The sequence below is a fragment of the uncultured Nostoc sp. genome (assembly GCF_964247315.1).
Classification (GTDB): domain Bacteria; phylum Cyanobacteriota; class Cyanobacteriia; order Cyanobacteriales; family Nostocaceae; genus Nostoc.
This window is the reverse complement of sequence record NZ_CAXTTT010000140.1, coordinates 1-17,406: the sequence shown is the minus strand read 5'-3', so window position 1 is coordinate 17,406 and position 17,406 is coordinate 1. Positions and strand designations below refer to the sequence as shown.

9 protein-coding genes are annotated in these 17,406 nt (G+C 44.6%); 4 read left to right on the top strand and 5 right to left on the bottom strand.

Going from position 1 to position 17,406, the window contains the following annotated elements; translation table 11 throughout:
* Positions 1-409: 409 nt before the first annotated feature.
* Positions 410-1,630, bottom strand: a complete 1,221-nt coding sequence (gene chlP / locus ACFE93_RS29640; protein ID WP_375478894.1) for a geranylgeranyl reductase — start codon at positions 1,628-1,630, stop codon at positions 410-412.
* Between the two features lie 119 nt (positions 1,631-1,749).
* Between chlP and yidD the strand changes: the two genes are divergently transcribed.
* Together yidD and ACFE93_RS29630 are read left to right on the top strand one after the other, a co-directional pair.
* A complete protein-coding gene (gene yidD, locus ACFE93_RS29635; protein ID WP_375478892.1) occupies positions 1,750-2,334 on the top strand; it encodes a membrane protein insertion efficiency factor YidD in 585 nt (194 codons plus the stop codon).
* Positions 2,335-2,428: 94 nt separating this feature from the next.
* Complete coding sequence (locus ACFE93_RS29630) at positions 2,429-3,445, top strand: sulfate/molybdate ABC transporter ATP-binding protein (RefSeq protein ID WP_375478890.1); 1,017 nt, start codon at positions 2,429-2,431, stop codon at positions 3,443-3,445.
* A 137-nt stretch (positions 3,446-3,582) separates the two neighbouring features.
* Here ACFE93_RS29630 and ACFE93_RS29625 read toward each other — a convergent pair whose 3' ends face one another.
* Positions 3,583-6,399 (bottom strand): M16 family metallopeptidase, encoded by a 2,817-nt coding sequence (locus ACFE93_RS29625; protein WP_375478888.1) that lies wholly within the window; start codon positions 6,397-6,399, stop codon positions 3,583-3,585.
* Between the two features lie 364 nt (positions 6,400-6,763).
* Here ACFE93_RS29625 and ACFE93_RS29620 point away from each other — a divergent pair, with 364 nt between their 5' ends.
* Positions 6,764-7,231, top strand: a complete 468-nt coding sequence (locus ACFE93_RS29620) for a hypothetical protein (RefSeq protein WP_375478886.1) — start codon at positions 6,764-6,766, stop codon at positions 7,229-7,231.
* A gap of 264 nt (positions 7,232-7,495) precedes the next feature.
* Here the strand turns inward: ACFE93_RS29620 and ACFE93_RS29615 are convergent, their stop codons facing one another.
* The gene (locus ACFE93_RS29615) at positions 7,496-7,972 is read right to left on the bottom strand and encodes a Uma2 family endonuclease (protein ID WP_375478884.1); all 477 of its coding nucleotides are present in this window, start codon (positions 7,970-7,972) and stop codon (positions 7,496-7,498) included.
* Positions 7,973-8,129: 157 nt separating this feature from the next.
* Between ACFE93_RS29615 and ACFE93_RS29610 the strand changes: the two genes are divergently transcribed.
* Complete coding sequence (locus ACFE93_RS29610) at positions 8,130-12,188, top strand: YlcI/YnfO family protein (protein WP_375478882.1); 4,059 nt, start codon at positions 8,130-8,132, stop codon at positions 12,186-12,188.
* Positions 12,189-12,216: 28 nt separating this feature from the next.
* On the opposite strand, the gene ACFE93_RS29605 is transcribed toward ACFE93_RS29610, so the two are convergent.
* Positions 12,217-14,283 carry a prolyl oligopeptidase family protein gene (locus ACFE93_RS29605; protein ID WP_375478880.1) on the bottom strand — a complete coding sequence of 689 codons (2,067 nt, stop codon included), beginning with the start codon at positions 14,281-14,283 and terminating at the stop codon, positions 12,217-12,219.
* 357 nt (positions 14,284-14,640) lie between these two features.
* On the bottom strand, positions 14,641-17,406 hold a 2,766-nt coding region (locus ACFE93_RS29600; RefSeq protein WP_375478878.1), incomplete at its 5' end, for a response regulator.

Sequence of the window (17,406 nt, the reverse complement as noted above, 5' to 3'; positions counted from 1 at the left end):
TTTAATATACTCCATTATCCCATACTGTATTGCACTCAATCAGGAACCGCTATAAGCTGTCGCGCCTACAAGTTGCAATTTTTGGACATTGTAACTCTTGATAAATTAAGAATGCTTTGGAAAAGTAAAGACGCGACAGCTTATCAAATGATAAAAATATAGCGATTCCCAATTGCATGGAATACAGACCTAACAAGAACAGGCCCTTTCCTTCTAACGTTGGGGAGTAAGATTCAAAGCCTCTCTCCTTTTAGGAGAGAGGTCAAAACTGTGTACTGCACCCAAGCGAGAACCGCTATATATATTGTGGGGTAGGCATCTTGCCCGCCCTGATTCACAAGCGTGCAGGATGTCCACCCCACAAAATTGAGTAATGTATTTGTTGTAATTTCCAGTCCTTTGCACGCAATTAAGGTGCAAGGGCATTACCCCGAATTAGACTACCAATAGTTTTGGCAGTAATTTTCAGTTGGGTGATGGGATTAGCTGGGACAACCGTCTTATACAGATAGCTATCGAATGTTAGCCGTTGCACATCGAGGTCATCACACATTTCCACAAATGCCTCGCGGGTGGCGTCAGAACGATAGAACAAGGTTTGCAGAATGTCCAGCACCTTGTAAGTGAGTCCGTATCTTTTATCCCAACGCTTCAGGTAAACCTTCAGGTCGCCTTCTGTAGGAATACGGCTACCACTGTTAGATGCTTCTACAATGGTCTCGGCACACATCCGCCCAGATTTAGCGGCAAAATAAATACCTTCGCCAGAGGACTTGGTAACGTAACCAGCAGCATCTCCCACCAAAGCGATGCGACCGACAACACGACGGGGACGGGGATGTTCGGGAATGGGGTGGGCTTCGACTTTGATGATTTTACCGCCTGCCAACTTTTCGGAAGCACGGGCGCGGATACCAGCTTGTAACTGTTTGATGCTAGCTTTATTGATCTGCATCGTACCAGTACCAACCGCTACGTGGTCATATTTGGGGAAAACCCAAGCGTAAAAATCGGTAGAAACGTCATCACCGACATACATTTCGGCGAGATCGTTATAGTAGGCCATTTTGTCTTCGGGTAAGCGAATTCGCTCTTGGAAAGCGATCGCATAATTGTAATCCCCAGCGTCCATTTCTTTGGCAACGCGAGAATTAGCCCCATCCGCCCCAATAATTAAATCCACCTTCAGAGTTTTGGCAATACCCTGTGATATCCCTTCTGTATGGTCAACGTAATGGATGGTATAAGGATCGGTATTGTTTCCTGGTATATCAAGTTTATGAACAGTGGCATTAATTAAATTTGCGCCGACTTTTGCCGCGCGATCGCGCAAAAAGCCATCTAGCACTTCCCGGCGGCACATTCCTATATATTCATCTTCATTTATCAGATTGATATCAACCTCGCGATTGGAAGGCGAAATCATTTTCATCTTCCGTACCCGGCGATCGATAATCTCTGGTGGTAAGTCAAATTCACTCACCATACATAGAGGAATTGCACCCCCACAAGGCTTTGCATTGTCTAGCTTCCGCTCAAACAGGTAGGTTTCAATCCCAGAGGCTGCCAGTGTTTCTGCGGCAGATGAACCAGCAGGGCCTGACCCAATAACAGCAACCCGTAGTGTCAAAGGTCTTTCTCCCAATCTTCACATTTACCGAGAGCATACTACCACGGTCTTTCTAGTGATTTGGCGCTTTGCCTCTAGGTTTCTGCACAAATGCAATATTCCTTAATGTTTCGATACGAATGGGGATTGAAGATTGGGTATTGCGGATTGGGAAGAATGAAGGATATTGCCTCGTTCCTAGTCCTCACTCCCCACTCCCTACTCATTACTCCCCAATTCCAAAATATGCAGATTTCCTTATTCGATCTTTTACTAGACAAGTTAGTACTGCCGCAATTACTGTATATCAAAAGCACATTTACCCGCACAAAGGTTTTGCTTGTGCCCACACAATACTATATGGCGGCGAATCTTGCTCTCAATACATCAAGCAGGTAGTTGCCAAGGAAGAGTTAAAAGCAGCTTTTATTAATTCCCGCGAACGATTTCAAGCTTGCAAACAAGCTAACCAAATTTTGCGAATGCATAACGAGAACTCAGAAGAATCCACAGAGGAGGAAGCGGACATGCAGCAATCACAACAAGCACCTGGTAAAGTTACTCAAAAATCCTCATTTATTAGTAGCGACAATACTGACTGTTTTGATTGTGCCGATTTGGGCTGCAATTGTACCGAGATGGTTAGTATGACTCCTGATTGTGGTTCCCTAGATTGCAGTGGTGCTGATTGTAACTTCCTCAATTGCGGCAGTTGCGGTAGCTAAATCTTGTTCATCCATAAATAACAATGTATGGTATATGTAAGACACAGTAATCCTACCAAGGATCTGTAGATTTAGTTGCAGAGGTATAGCAGCAGTGGGTATAGTAGTTGAGAACGTCTCCAAACAATTCGGGAGTTTCAAGGCAGTTGATCGGGTCAGCCTGGAAATTAAGAGTGGTTCGTTAGTTGCGTTGCTCGGGCCATCGGGATCGGGTAAATCTACGCTATTACGGTTAATTTCAGGTTTAGAAATGCCAGATAGCGGCAAAATCCTGCTTACCGGTAAGGATGCTACATACCAAAGCGTGCAACAACGAAATATTGGGTTTGTGTTTCAACACTATGCCCTATTCAAGCATCTGACTGTTAGGCAAAATATTGCCTTTGGTTTAGAAATTCGCAAGGCACAGCCAAAGAAAATTAAGGGGCGAGTAGAACAGTTACTGGAATTAGTGCAATTGAGTGGATTAGGCGATCGCTATCCATCACAACTTTCAGGTGGTCAAAGACAACGGGTAGCTTTAGCAAGGGCATTGGCAGTAGAACCGGAAGTTTTATTGCTAGATGAACCCTTCGGCGCACTCGATGCTAAAGTCCGCAAAGATTTACGGGCATGGTTACGCCGCCTCCATGATGAGGTTCATGTTACCACAGTTTTCGTCACCCACGACCAAGAGGAAGCAATGGAAGTCTCCGATGAGGTTGTGGTGATGAATAAAGGACGTGTGGAACAGGTGGGGACACCAGCCGAAATTTACGATAATCCCGCCACTGCATTTGTGATGAGCTTCATCGGCCCGGTGAATGTATTACCCAGCACCTCGAAGATTTTTCAAAGCAGCGGGTTTGATGCGCCACACCCACAAGTCTTTTTGCGTCCGCAAGATGTGATTTTAGAAAAGACCGCTAACGGTACCACTACACCTGCAACAGTAAGCCGATTGATACATTTGGGTTGGGAAATTCAGGTGGAATTAACTTTCGATGATGGACAAGTATTGACGGCGCATTTAACACGCGATCGCTTTAATGACTTAGAGTTAGAACCTCTACAGCGAGTGTATGTGAAGCCAAAGGATGCAAAGTCTTTCCCAGTGTCTTATTCAATTTGAAGGAGGCAGGAGGTAGGAGTATTAGCTAATCCTAAGTTATTTATGAACAATTAAGATGCCCGACTTCTCAAAAAAGTCGGGCATCTTAGGCTTGCAATTTTTACAAATCACATAGGATTGCTATCTATGTGAGGTAATTAGTTGCCTTTGGTTACAGCATCTCCAGGGCCAGCAGTGACAATCACCAGATTTTCTGGCTTAATTAAATTTTCAATTGCCTTTTGTGTATCAGCCATAGTAACTGCTTGAATCCTTTGAGGAAACTCTCGGATTTCTGACCGTGAAAGCCCTAAAACAGCATTATCCAAAATTATCTCTGATACATTACTAGGATTAGCTAAATCCACAGGGTAGCTATTGGTAATTGAGCGTTTTGCTGCGTTGAATTCAGCTTCAGTAACTCCTTGCTCGCGTAACTGTTTTAGTAAAGCGAGAGTACTGGCGATCGCTTTTTGAGTATCAAGAGGAGCAGTTTGCATTTGAATCAAGAACGGCCCCGGATTGATTCCGGCGGCAAAACCACTATATATACCATAAGTTAGACCTTGGCGATCGCGCACTTCCGTACCGAGGCGGCTGGCTAAGGTATCACCACCCAAAATTTGATTTAGCACTAGTGCCGCATAATAACGCGGATCTTTTCGAGAGATGCCATTGTAGCCAATGTAAGTAACAGCCTCAGCTTTACCGGGAATTACTTTGCTTAGTTGTGTCAAAGTTTGCGGAAATGGTACGGTTTGGATTTTGAGAACAGGTGGCTTACCTGTGGCTTGCCATTTACCAAACACCTCATTTAGCAAAGTTTTTACCTTAACTCGATCGAAGTCTCCAACTATTGCGATCGTTGTGGTATCCGGTCGGTAGTGTGTCTGGTAGAAACTAAGCAAATCATCACGAGTAATAGTCTTTAAACTCTCGGCTGTGGGAAAGCTATGGAATGGATGATTTTCAGGGTAAATTGCTTGCTGAAATACTTGTCTTCCCAGACCTCTAGGGTCATCTAGCTGGACTTTCAGGCTTGTCAGTGCCCTTTGGCGACTCAGTTCTAACTGATCGGCTGGAAAAGTGGCGTTTTCTAACACATCTGCCAGAGTTTGAATCAATATTGGCAGATTTGCTGAAAGTCCCTCACCACTAACGTTAGTTCCCTCGCGGCTAGCACTGAAGCTCAAACCGGCTCCCAGGTCTTCTAAGGTTTTTGCTAGGGTCAGAGCATTTTTAGTCTGCGTCCCATTCATTAAGTTATTTGCAGTTAGATTCGCTAATCCAGCTTTTTGATTGCCGTCAAATTCAGTACCAGCATTAATTTGTCCGCTCAAGTTAATGGTGGGAAGGTTGCGATCGCTCAACAGCAGAACCTTCAAACCATTCTTTAAGGTAAACTCTTCTGGTAGTGATTGTTTATTAGAATCTGTCTCTGATGTAGCAGGTGGCAAATATTTTGCTAGTTCTGCTGGATCTACAGGCTTACCAGGGCTGAAATTTTCCACCGTGCGTCCAGAGCCAGCGTTAGAACTCCCTGGTTTACCATCTGGTTGAGTCGGCTCAAAGAAGCCGATGGTTTGTTGAGCCGGATTGAGGTAAGTTTTTGCTGCTTTCTGCACTTGAGCAGGGGTAACTTTAGCGATCGCAGCTAGATACTTTTCAATAAAATGATAATCTCCTGCGATCGTTTGGTTATATCCCAGTTGATTAGCCTGACTAGTGATATCTTGGTTTCCCAAAATATAAGAAGCTTGCAGTTGCGTCTTCGCTCGGTTCAACTCTTCTGAGGTGACAGGCTGCTGTTGCAATTTTGCGAAAGATTCCTGGAGTACCTGGGCAATTTTCCCCAACTCTTGACCTGGAGCCGCCGTAGCATTAATTTCATACCAACCCGGTTCGATCAGTTCAGCAGCACCGCCACTCACTGAACTAGCGAGTCCAGATTCCACCAAAGCTTGATAAAGCCGAGAACTACGTCCACCTGTAAGAATGGCATCCATCAAATCAATTGCCGGAACATCAGGATGTTTGATATCTGGCAGAGGATACACCGCTTGCAATAGTGCTGCACTTCCAGGTTGCTTGAGGACTATTGGCGCTTTTTTCGCAACAGAGGTAGATGGGGAAGCATCGGCAATGGAAGAAGATGCCGAGAAATTATCAATTGCTCTGCTGGCATTATGGAGTGGCGTATTCTTTTTTGCTCGTTGCGATAACTTACCAAAAGTTTCTTTCACAACTTTGAGTGCGGGTTCTGTGGCAAAATCCCCAGTAATCACCAACGTGGCATTTTCTGGGCTGTAGTAGGTTTGGTAATAATTCCGCACCTGTTCCACCGTGAATTTCTCTACATCGGCTTTTGTGCCTCCCACCGATAAGCCATAGGCTCGATTGGGAAAAGCATCTCGCATCACTGCCCGACTCAGGCGATAGCCTGGTGAATTTTCGTACCCCTGTAACTCGGAGATCACTACCCGCTTTTCACTGGTGAGTTGTTCCGGCCCAACTAAGGAGTTTTCCATGCGATCGGCTTCCAGTGTCAGCAGTGCTTCTAATTTGTCTCGCTGCACTGTGCCAAAGTAAGCTGTTTCGTCATAACTAGTAAAAGCATTGAACTGGCTACCCAAAGCACTAAACAACCGTCCAAACTGTACTGGACGGTCATTTGTGCCTTTGAACATCAAATGTTCTAGCTGGTGAGAAATACCATTCTCTCCCTTAACCTCGTTGCGCGAACCAACTTTATACCAGACTTGCACACTCACCACTGGAGCGGTATGGACTTCTTTGGTTAGTACCGTTAAACCGTTGTCTAATACCGTTTTTTGCACTCCTTGAGTGAATGAGAGAGCAGAGACAGGTGTGACTGCTGTTGGTGTTGCAGCATTAGTGAAATTGCCTGACAAAGGCACGATAGTTAAAAGCAGGCTGAGGAAAAATCCTAGAAGCATGTACGAGCGCCGTTTCATAAGCAATACAAAATTTCCAATTTTAAAATAAAACCCCAAAGGGTATTTCAAAATCTAAATCTAACTCAAGTTGCTAGTACACTGTGGCGGAATGTTTGCCTACCTTTAACAAGTCGCTTAAGCAATTTGTTTAGTTAATTGAGATGGTAGCTGGATTTACTCCATTAAATCTACTGAGGGTAATCAGGTTTGCAGATAAAATTTTTACGTAATATTAGAAATTATTGTAAGTATATTAACAACTTTTACAATGTGTTCCATTTGACACGATTTTTGGAATATCCTTTTTTTAAATTGGTTTGATGCCTGTTGTCATCCCATTAGAACAGGTATCTCCGTCAAATTAGCAACAACTTTTTAAGATATGCAAACAACAAACTTAATTGGATCGTTTACATTAGGTATGCTGTTAACAACAATACCTGTATTATCAGCTCAAGCCTTAGAAGCAGTACCAAACTTATACCAATTTCAAGGTAAGAATGTCAGCATTACTTATTCAACCACAAGCTTTATTGGCAAGCCCCTTTTTACCTATAAAGATAAGCAACAGACATTAAACTTTCAAGGTAGCGATCAGATCCGTAGTGTAGAAACGGAAATTGGTACACTAGTAACTGTAACTATCCGTAAGACAGTAGATACTGGCAATACTGTATTTACTTTGATCTTACCCCGTGTAAACCTTGGAAAAAACAACTCAGCGCCAGTTGAAACTAAGGGAATCACAACAACAAACCTCTTTTCTATAATTCCTAAATTCAACCAGGGGCAAAGACAAACCTATACAACAATACATTTGACTGGTACAGCCCAAGCGGTCGCGTTTTAACTATATAACAAGGCTAAAGATATTAAACTTTTGCTTAGATGCAGTAAAACATTAAGGGTGAAAGTAAATAATTGTTTACCTTCACCCTTTGCCAAGATTAATATCGTGTCATTGTTGAAATAGATAATAATTTAAATCAAGTAAGGATTGTTTTAATTCAGTATCGAAGTAGAGTTTATGAATAATTTTAAGATATTTTTTAAAATAGGTAATTTAGGCGATGCCTACGGCGGTAAACTACACTCTCTATCTTCTTGTCTACAATTACCGTTTAATTTGTTTAGGAAACTTAGGAACTAACAAAGATTGTCCTAGTTCACCTTGCTGATTATAAAAATTAATTTGACCTTGTTCATTACATAACCATACTTCAATAGCTTGAGCTTCTAAATATAAATTTCTTTTAAATTCCATTTCTTCCAAAGTGTTACCAGTTGATTTGACTTCTACACAGATTTCTGGTGCAATAGACGCTGATACTTCATCTTCAATTTGAGAAAATCGTTCTTCTGAACACCAGACAACATCAGCAACTTTCACCCCATCTGATGTGTTGATAGCACATTCTGGCATTACTTCTCCTGTATTCAATAAAGATTCCAATAAACGTTGGATTCTTCCTTGATAAAAAGAATGTTTAATTTTGACTGGACTCATGACTATTTGACCCCATTTATTTAATTCAATTTTGAAGGGTAAATCTTGTAATTGTTTGTGTTCGCAAACTTCTTCCCATCTCATAGTTAATATCTGCCTAGAGTGATTGATTTAATTTTAACTCATCTATCAATATTAAGACTCACCCTCTAATTGCAGATAAGAGAGTGGAAGCAAACTCAGTCGTACTATATGGGCAGAATACAATAAATGGTATCAATATCTGGTTACACTCATTGCTATGGAACACGAAGCCTTAACAATCTGTTTTCCGCCTGACTTGCTTGCAAAAGCCAAGAAACTCAAGGAAGGCAGCGAATCATTTAATGATTTAATACTTAAGGCTTTAGAACGGGAGATACGACACCGCCAGGGATGCGCTGCCGATCGCAAGGCAAGGGCTGAAAACCTCTTTGTTGGTGGCGGCGAAATCGGTGCATTGTTGAGATCGCACGATTGGTCGCAAACGCCACTAGGGGCCGTCGAAACTTGGTCGGACAGCCTAAAAACGGCTGTGCAGATCCTGTTGACAGAACTAGATCGAGTCCAGCCGCTAGAATCCGATCTGCTGCCGATTAGCACATTAACAGATGCCTTGCCTCAAGCTGTTCAAGCCGATGCGTTTCGAGTCAAGCTCAACAATGCGCTACGGCTGCTGAATGACGCTAATGAGATTCAGGCGATCTCTGCCCGCATTTTGGGCGAATCTTTAGGCGCAAGCCGGGTTATTTACATTGAAGTGTTACCAAGCGGTAAGGAAATCATCGTTCACAAGAACTACACGAATGGTATTGCCGAACTGAGCGGGCTGTACCATCTAGAAGACTTTGGACGCAACTTGACAGATGACCATCGAGCGGGGCGAACAGCGATCGTTCCTGATGTGACCAACTACCCCAAATACACAGCTAGCGAAAAGGCAAGCTATCGATCAATCGATATTGCCGCGCATATTGATGTGCCACTGATCAAGAACGATCGATTTGTCGCGTTGCTGGCGGTGCATCAGGCAAACCCTCGCCAGTGGACGAAAGATGAAGCGAAACAAGTCGAGGAAACAGCAGAGCAGACATGGGCAGCCGTCGAGCGTGCCCGTGCTGAAGCAGCATTACGCGAGAGCCGTACCGAACTCGAAGGGCAACTGCGAAAGTTCAACGCGATCGTCGCGGCAATTCCCGATTTTATTTATACCTTTGATTTGGCGGGACGATTCACCTATATCAGCCCGGCGTTGCTCAATTTTTGGCAAAAAACTTCGGATGAAGCTTTGGGAAAAAACTTTTTTGAGCTAGATTATCCAACCGATTTAGCGACCCGACTTCAGCAACAGATTCAACAGGCGATCGCCACGCGCCAGCCGCTCAAGGATGAATCGCCCTACACCAGCGCAATCGGCACACGCACCTATGAATATATTTTTGTGCCACTTTTCGGCATAAACGGCGTAGTAGATGCAGTGGCAGGTGTGGCGCGAGACATCACCAAGCGCAAACAGGTAGAGCAAGCCTTGCGCCAAAGCGAGGAGCAGACTCGAAATATTTTGGAGAGTATCGCTGAAGCCTTCTTTGCACTGGATGAGAACTGGCAGTTTACCTATATGAATCCATCTGCCGAAACACTACTTGATCGCACTCCAGGCGATTTAGTTGGCAAGAATTTATGGGAAGAATATCCAGGACTGATTGGCAATGAGTTGGAGCAGATTTACTGGAGCGCTATGCGCGATCGTGTGGCTGCGTCACTAACTGCGTTTTATCCGGATCGCGATCGCTGGTACGAAGTTCGCACCTACCCCGCCCCAAACGGCATCAGCGTTTATTTCAGGAATGTGACCGAGCAGATTCAAACTGAAGTCGCCCTACGGCAGAGCGAAGCTCGTTTTCGCCGTATGTTTGAATGCAAAATGGTACCAATGGGTATTTATACCAGTACAGGTGGAGTAGTTGAAGCCAATGATGCTCTACTCGATCTGATTGGCTATACTCGTCAGGAGTTGAAAACAGGACAAATCAACTGGCAAGCACTAACTCCGCCTGAGTACTCGTCACTCGACGAAAACGCCTTGAGCGAAATTGCCACTAAAAGCTTTAGTACACCCTATGAGAAAGCTTACATTCACAAAGATGGTAGCCAGATTCCGATTTTTGTCGGAGCAGCATCCTTCCTGGACGATCCGAACAGTGGCGTTTTCTTTGTCGTTGACCTGACCGATCGCAAACTCTCAGAAGAACTTTCGCGGCGAACCGCCGAATTTAATGCTTTCCGCCTCTGTCTCACTGACGCGCTTCGCCCACTTGCCGACCCAGTAGAGATTCAGGCTACGGCCAGCCGTGTGCTTGGCGAATATCTCGGCGCGAACCGTGTATTGTACTTCGAGGTTCGCGGCGCTGATTACGTCGTTGAGCGTGATTATGTTAACAAAGCCACAGTAATGGCTGGCAACTACCCGATTGATTCGTTCGGCCCCAAGCTGCTCGCAGCCTACCGTAATGGTCGCACCGTGTCCGTGTCTGATGTGCAAGCCGATCTCAACTTGTCCCTAGATCAGCGATCGGCTTACGCCGCGATTGAGATCGGTGCCTATATCGGTATACCCCTAGTCAAGGAGGGAGAATTTGTAGCGGGGCTGACAGTCCACACATCCGCGTCGCGAGCTTGGACACTAGACGAGGTGTCCTTAGCGGAACAAGTAGCCGAGCGCACTTGGGCGGCAGTCGAACGCGCCCGCGCTGAAGCAGCCTTGCGCGACAGTGAAAACCGCTTTCGCATGGCGATCGAATCTGCCCAATTAGGCACCTGGGACTGGAATCTCATCACCAATCGATTGATTTGGGATCAGGGTTGCAAAGCCATGTTTGGCTTACCACCAGAAGCCGAGAGCAGCATTGAGGTCTTTTTTGCCGGATTGCACCCCGACGATCGCGAACGACTAGAACAGGTGCTGCAATTGACTTTTAACCCAAAAAGTAACCGCAAGTATGACGTAGAATATCGCACGATCGGGATTCAGGATGGGGTTGAACGGTGGATTGCAGCCAGAGGACAGGCTTACTTTGATGCTGCCGACAATCCCCAACGCTTTATCGGCACTGTACTCAATATCACTGAGCAAAAACGCATTGAGGCAGAACGAGAACAACTCCTTGCCCGCGAACAAGCTGCAAGAGAGGCAGCCGATCGCGCCAACCGAATCAAAGATGAGTTTTTGGCGGTGCTGTCCCATGAATTGCGATCGCCTCTCAACCCGATTTTGGGCTGGACGCAATTACTACAAAACGGCAAACTGAGCGAAGCCCGTAGAGCTGAAGCCTTGAAAATTATCGAGCGCAATGCCAATCTACAGACGCAACTAATCGAAGACTTGCTCGACATCTCGCGCATCATGCAGGGCAAACTCAGCTTAACAGCGGCTCCAGTCAATTTGACCTTTGTGATTTCTGCCGCCGTTGAAACGGTGCGTTTGGCAGCAGAAGCAAAAAATATTGCGATCGCTCTCGATCTTGGCTCTGAGATTGCTGCGATTTCTGGTGATGTAGCCCGCTTGCAGCAAGTAATGTGGAATTTACTTACCAATGCGGTTAAGTTTACACTCCACAGCGGACAAGTAACCGTTGAACTGCGGCAACTCGACGGGCTAGCTCAGATTCGGGTAATCGATACTGGTAAGGGCATTAATCCCCAGTTTTTACCTCATGTATTTGAGTATTTTCGCCAAGAAGACGGCTCAACCACACGCAAATTTGGCGGGTTGGGATTGGGGCTAGCGATCGTGCGGCAAATTGTCGAAATGCACGGGGGCACGGTGACAGCAGAAAGTCAGGGTGAGAATCAAGGCGCAACTTTCATCATCCAATTGCCCCTCATGCAGCAAGCAACATTGATCGCATCTGAGCCAATCTACACCCAGACAGAAGCAGAAGTGCCTTTAGACGGCGTTCAAATTTTGCTGGTGGATGATGAGCCAGATACCCGCGAGTTTCATGCATTTGTGCTATCACAAAGCGGGGCAAATGTGACAGCCGTCGCTTCTGGCTTAGAAGCTTTGCAAGCTTTAGAGCAGTTCACTCCTGACGTGCTAGTGAGTGACATCGGTATGCCTGAGATGGACGGTTATATGCTGATGCAGCAGATTCGATCTCGCCCACCGAATCAAGGAGGAAACATTCGGGCGATCGCACTGACTGCTTATGCCGCAGAAATTGACCGACAAAGAGCGCTTCAGGTAGGATTTCAAACTCACATTACAAAACCTGTAGAGCCAGAGAAGTTAGTCAGGGCAATAGTTAGTTTAGTCTCGTAGGGTAGGCAATGCCCACCCGACAAAATTGCTAAAATTTCACATCTAAAGCACGTACCAAAAAAGCCCATTTGTCTGCGGCTTCTTCGATAATTTTAGCTGTGGGTTTACCTGCGCCATGTCCTGCTTTAGTCTCAATTCTAATTAGCGTTGGCGCATCACCTGCGTGAGCCTCTTGTAAAGCAGCAGCAAATTTGAAACTATGAGCAGGGACAACGCGATCGTCATGATCGGCTGTGGTAATTAAGGTTGCTGGGTAAGCTGTATCTGGTGTGATGTTGTGTAATGGCGAATAGGCATACAGCGCTGGAAACTCTTCTGGATTATCTGCTGAACCATATTCGGAAGTCCAAGCCCAACCAATGGTAAATTTATGGAACCGTAACATATCCATAACACCGACTGCTGGTAAAGCTGCACCAAACAAATCAGGACGTTGCGTTATACAAGCACCTACTAATAAACCGCCGTTACTACCACCTGCGATCGCTAGCTTCTCAGTTTTAGTATACTTGTTAGCAATCAACCATTCAGCAGCTCCAATAAAGTCATCAAAGACATTCTGCTTTTTATCCTTCATTCCTGCTTGATGCCATTCTTCACCGTATTCTCCACCACCACGGATATTAGGCATAGCATAGACACCACCCATCTCCATCCACACCAACAGACTCACAGAAAAGCCAGGTGTCATTGAGGCATTAAAACCACCATAAGCATAGAGATAAGTAGGGTTATTTCCATCTAATTTAATGCCCTTTTTGTGCGTAATAAACATTGGTACTCTAGTACCATCTTGGCTGTGATAAAAGACTTGTTTTGTCTGGTAATCATCAGGATTAAAATCTACCTGCGGCTGGCGGAAAACCTTACTTTTTCCTGTCACCATGTCGTAGCGATAAATAGTGCCTGGTATGGTAAAGCTGGTAAAACTATAAAAAGTTTCAGTATCATAACGCTTGCCCCCAAAGCCTCCGGCTGAACCGAGTCCGGGTAGTTCTACCTCTCGAATAAACGCACCTTTGAGGTCAAAAATTTTGATTTGACTGTGAGCATCTTTGAGGTAATCAGCAACGAACTGATTGTTAAGTATACCAACACTTTCCAAAGTTTCCGCAGATTGGGGAATGATTTCTTGCCAATTTTCGGGTGCAGGGTTTTTCGTGTCAATCGCAATAACCCTTCCCCTTGGTGCATTTAAATCTGTGCGAAAATAAAAGATACTATCATCATTGTCTATAAAGCTATAATCTGCCTCAAATTGGTTAATTAGTTCTACAACTTCCGCATTAGGGTTAGTTAAATCTTTGGAGAAAACCAAATTTTTAGAGTCAGTCCCTAGCCAAATTGAAATTATTAGATAACGTCCATCTTCAGTAACACCACCACTAAAACCCCATTCCTTTTGGTCAGGACGATGGTAAATTAGTACGTCTTCTGATTGAGGTTTACCTAGTTGATGATAGTAGAGCTTTTGATAATAGTTGACATCTTCTAATCGAGTTTTTTCATTTGGTTCATCGTAGCGACTGTAGAAAAAACCTTGATGATCGTGTGTCCAAGATGCGCCAGAAAATTTAATCCACTTCAGATGGTCTTGGAGGTCTTCACCAGTTTCAATATCGCGTACTTTCCACTCTTGCCAATCAGAACCAGAGGAGGATAAACCATAAGCTAAAAGTTTACCATCCTCGCTAATCGACAATCCCGAAAGAGCAACAGTACCATCTTCTGAGAGTTTATTGGGATCGAGTAAAACTTTGGGTTGCTCCTCAAGGGTTTTCAAAGTGTAAAGGACACTTTGATTTTGCAGTCCGTCATTTTTGAAATAAAAGTAGCGATCGCCTTCTTTAAAAGGGATACCATATTTTTCATAATCCCAAAGTTTGGTAAGGCGCTGTTTAATTTTTTCCCTAGCAGGAATTTCACTCAGGTAGTCAAACGTAACTTGATTTTGTGCCTCAATCCAAGTTCTTGTTTCTTCAGAGTCAGGATCTTCTAACCAACGGTAAGGGTCTGCAACTAAAGTACCGTGGTAATTATCAGCTTGATTGCTCTTATGGCTGGTTGGGTAAGTGAGATTTTCAGAAGAAGGCATAGTCTTAGGTCAAAGTGCTTTTTTACATACTACAAAGATAGACCCAAGACTTGGGGTATACACTCTAATTGTTCTCAAAGAGAAAGCCCCGGCTTCTGGCGGGGCCAATACGTGCTATTGATCTCTATAGAACAATTGTACTATAAAAAATAGTATCAGCTTTAACGAAATCAGGACTTACGCAAAAATTGCCAGAAAGCTTAATTTATCGAACCGCCAAGTCGCCAACGCGTAGCGTCTCTAAGAGTTGAACGCCAACGCGTAGCGTCTCCAAGAGTTGGATTCGTAGAGTGTGCATAAGTCCTAGAAATTAGAAGCGTGTAAAGTTTTCCCTAAAATCTAAGTCTTTTGGTTGGTTTAGCTAACGAGTTTCTCTCCTTTGAGCATTCGCGCTGCGGCTTCAAGTAGAGCTTCTTCGAGATAAGGCTTGGTAAAGTAGCCACTAGCACCGAGTTGAGCTGCAATTTGTCTGTGTTTGTCTGCACCCCGCGAGGTGAGCATTGCGATCGGTAGGTGGTTGAGGTTGGAGTCTTTCTGAATGCGAGAGAGTAACTCCAGACCATCGCAACGGGGCATTTCGATGTCGCAAAATACGATATCGCAAGGTAGACCGGAGCGGAGTTTATCCCAAGCTTCCTGACCGTCACGCGCCTGTTCTACGCGATAACCTGCCTTATTAAACGTTAGGGAGAGCAGTTCTCGGACTGTAATCGAGTCATCAACAATCAGCACTGTCGGGTCAATCTTTGTCGGAGAGGTATCTGGGGGAGTAGTTTTCTGTTGCCAAGAATTGCCACCAATTTGTGTAGAAATTCGTCCTTGGAAGATGTCAATTATTTCTAGTACGTCAGCAATGGGCATAATCCGACCATCGCCCAAGACTGTAGCACCAGCTACACCAATGGGTTTAGGTGCTGGGCCTTCAAATTGCTTAATTACAATTTCTTGTTCGCTCAATACCAAGTCAATCTGTAGAGCAATCAGGGTATTTGCCGATCGCACCACAACCACAGAAACCATATCATCATCTCTGGTGCCGCCATAGACATTACCGCGACTGATTTGGCGATTGAAGGTTAAAAGTTCCTTCAGAGGTCGGAATGGTAGCACTGTATCGCGCCAGGAAATAAATGATTGCCCATTGGCATCGTGCTGAATATTTTTGACTGGTATATCTAGCGTATCTTCTACACCATCCATCGGGAAGGCAATTCTGGCGCGATCGGAGACGCAGCAGAGAGCTTTACAAATACTCAGAGTCAGTGGTAAACGAATGGTGAAGGTGGTTCCCTTGCCGATCGCAGAATCGGTGTTCACTGTTCCCCGAATTTCACTAATTTCGGAGCGCACTACGTCCATACCCACACCACGACCAGAAATTTCATCTGCCTGGTCTTTGATCGTAAAACCAGACTGGAACAGCAGATCGTAGACTTCCAGACGAGACATAGCTTTTGCCTGCGCTTCTGTAATCATGCCAATCTTTACTGCCTTAGCCTTAACTCTTGCAGAATCGATACCTGCACCATCATCGCCTACGGAAATGATCGTTTGGTTGCCTTGGTGGAAGGCACGGATAGTAATGATTCCTACAGTTGGTTTACTAGCAGCTTGCCTCTCTTCTGGCGTTTCAATACCGTGAGCGATCGCATTATTCAACATGTGAGTCAGTGGATCGGTAAGATGATCCAAAATCATCTTGTCAATTAAGGTATCGCCACCTTCGATCACCAACTCTACTTGTTTGCCACACTTAATGGCGTTGTCGCGCACTCCTCGCCGCCAGCGATCAATAGTTTGAGCAAAAGGCACCATTCGCGCTCTAGTTAATCCCTCTTGTAACTGGGTGGTTACTTGGCGGAACTGCCTTGCAACTCGTTCGGTTTCTTCGGTAACAAAATCAATGTCACTAGCCGACTCACGCACGCGTACAATCCGCTCAATCATCTGCTGTGAGAGTGTGTGGAAGGGAGTAAAACGATCCATTTCTAGCTCACTAAAACCTCGATCGGCATTGGAATCAGGGGCTTGTAAGTCGGGTTCCTTCTTTTTGCGTCCTGCTAACAGAGACGCTTCCAGTAGCGATCGCTCATACAACTCCTGCATCCTTGCACCCACATCCGAGAGTTGTTGTACCTGAATCAGCAAGTTATCTAATGACTGTCGCAGTCGTTCATGATCCTGCTCTAAGGTATTGCGATTTACCACCAACTCCCCAACTAAATTACTCATATCGTCCAGTTGCTTAACTGGAACCTTCATCGTTTCTTCAAATCTTGCAGCCCGACGAGTAGAGGGGCCGGTAGTTTTGCTGATGTTCGATTTTACTACAGGAGAATGGGATATTGTTTGATTCGCTTCTGCCAGCAACTTCTCCAAGTCACCAAATTCATCTTTTATGGCTGGTAATGGAATAGCGTTTTTAGCTAAGACTGGTTGAGCGTTGAAGGGCTGGCGTTGGTCTAACCCGTTGTAGACATCGCTATTGTTATCTGTACCTAGCAATTTTTCCAGGGCAGCAAAATCTACTTCTGGTATCTTCTTAGCTTTGGGGATGGGTGCTACGTCCTCTCCTAATAATGCTGCCAAGTCTGCAAATTCATCTTCTTGAGCAACTATTTCAGTGGTTTCTGTAAACAATAAATTATTTTCAACAAATGTGTTTTCTGTTAATTCAAAGGTAGTTTCTAAATTATTATTTTCCTCTGTATCTAAAACTTTTGGGCTTGTCTGGACTGAATCTGAACTTTCCCCAAAACTGATAGTTTCTGATAGTTCATCCACAGTATTCTCTGTGGTTTCCATCTGAATATAGGTCAATTCATTTGTAGCGACATCCTCAGAATCGAACAAATCACCTAGCTGTGCTTGGAATGATACTGAATCTGAATTTTCCTCAAAACTGACGGTTTCTGATAGTTCATCCACAGTATTCTCTGTGGTGTCCATCTGAATATAGATGGAATCATTTGTAGCTACATCGTCAAACAGTAGTTGTGGATTTTCATCGAAAGAGCCGAACAATTCACTTGGCTGTGCTTCGGGTGATGCTGAATCTGAATTTTCTCCAAAACTGATAGTTTCTGATAGTTTATCCACAGTATTCTCTGTGGTTTCCATCTG

Excerpts from the sequence above, each read along its gene's own strand:
- ACFE93_RS29620 (WP_375478886.1), top strand. The coding sequence starts at position 6,764 with ATGCAAACAACAAACTTAATTGGATCGTTTACATTAGGTATGCTGTTA.
- ACFE93_RS29605 (WP_375478880.1), bottom strand. The coding sequence starts at position 14,283 with ATGCCTTCTTCTGAAAATCTCACTTACCCAACCAGCCATAAGAGCAAT.
- ACFE93_RS29615 (WP_375478884.1), bottom strand. The coding sequence starts at position 7,972 with ATGAGATGGGAAGAAGTTTGCGAACACAAACAATTACAAGATTTACCC.
- yidD (WP_375478892.1), top strand. The coding sequence starts at position 1,750 with ATGGGGATTGAAGATTGGGTATTGCGGATTGGGAAGAATGAAGGATAT.
- ACFE93_RS29625 (WP_375478888.1), bottom strand. The coding sequence starts at position 6,399 with ATGAAACGGCGCTCGTACATGCTTCTAGGATTTTTCCTCAGCCTGCTT.
- ACFE93_RS29610 (WP_375478882.1), top strand. The coding sequence starts at position 8,130 with ATGGAACACGAAGCCTTAACAATCTGTTTTCCGCCTGACTTGCTTGCA.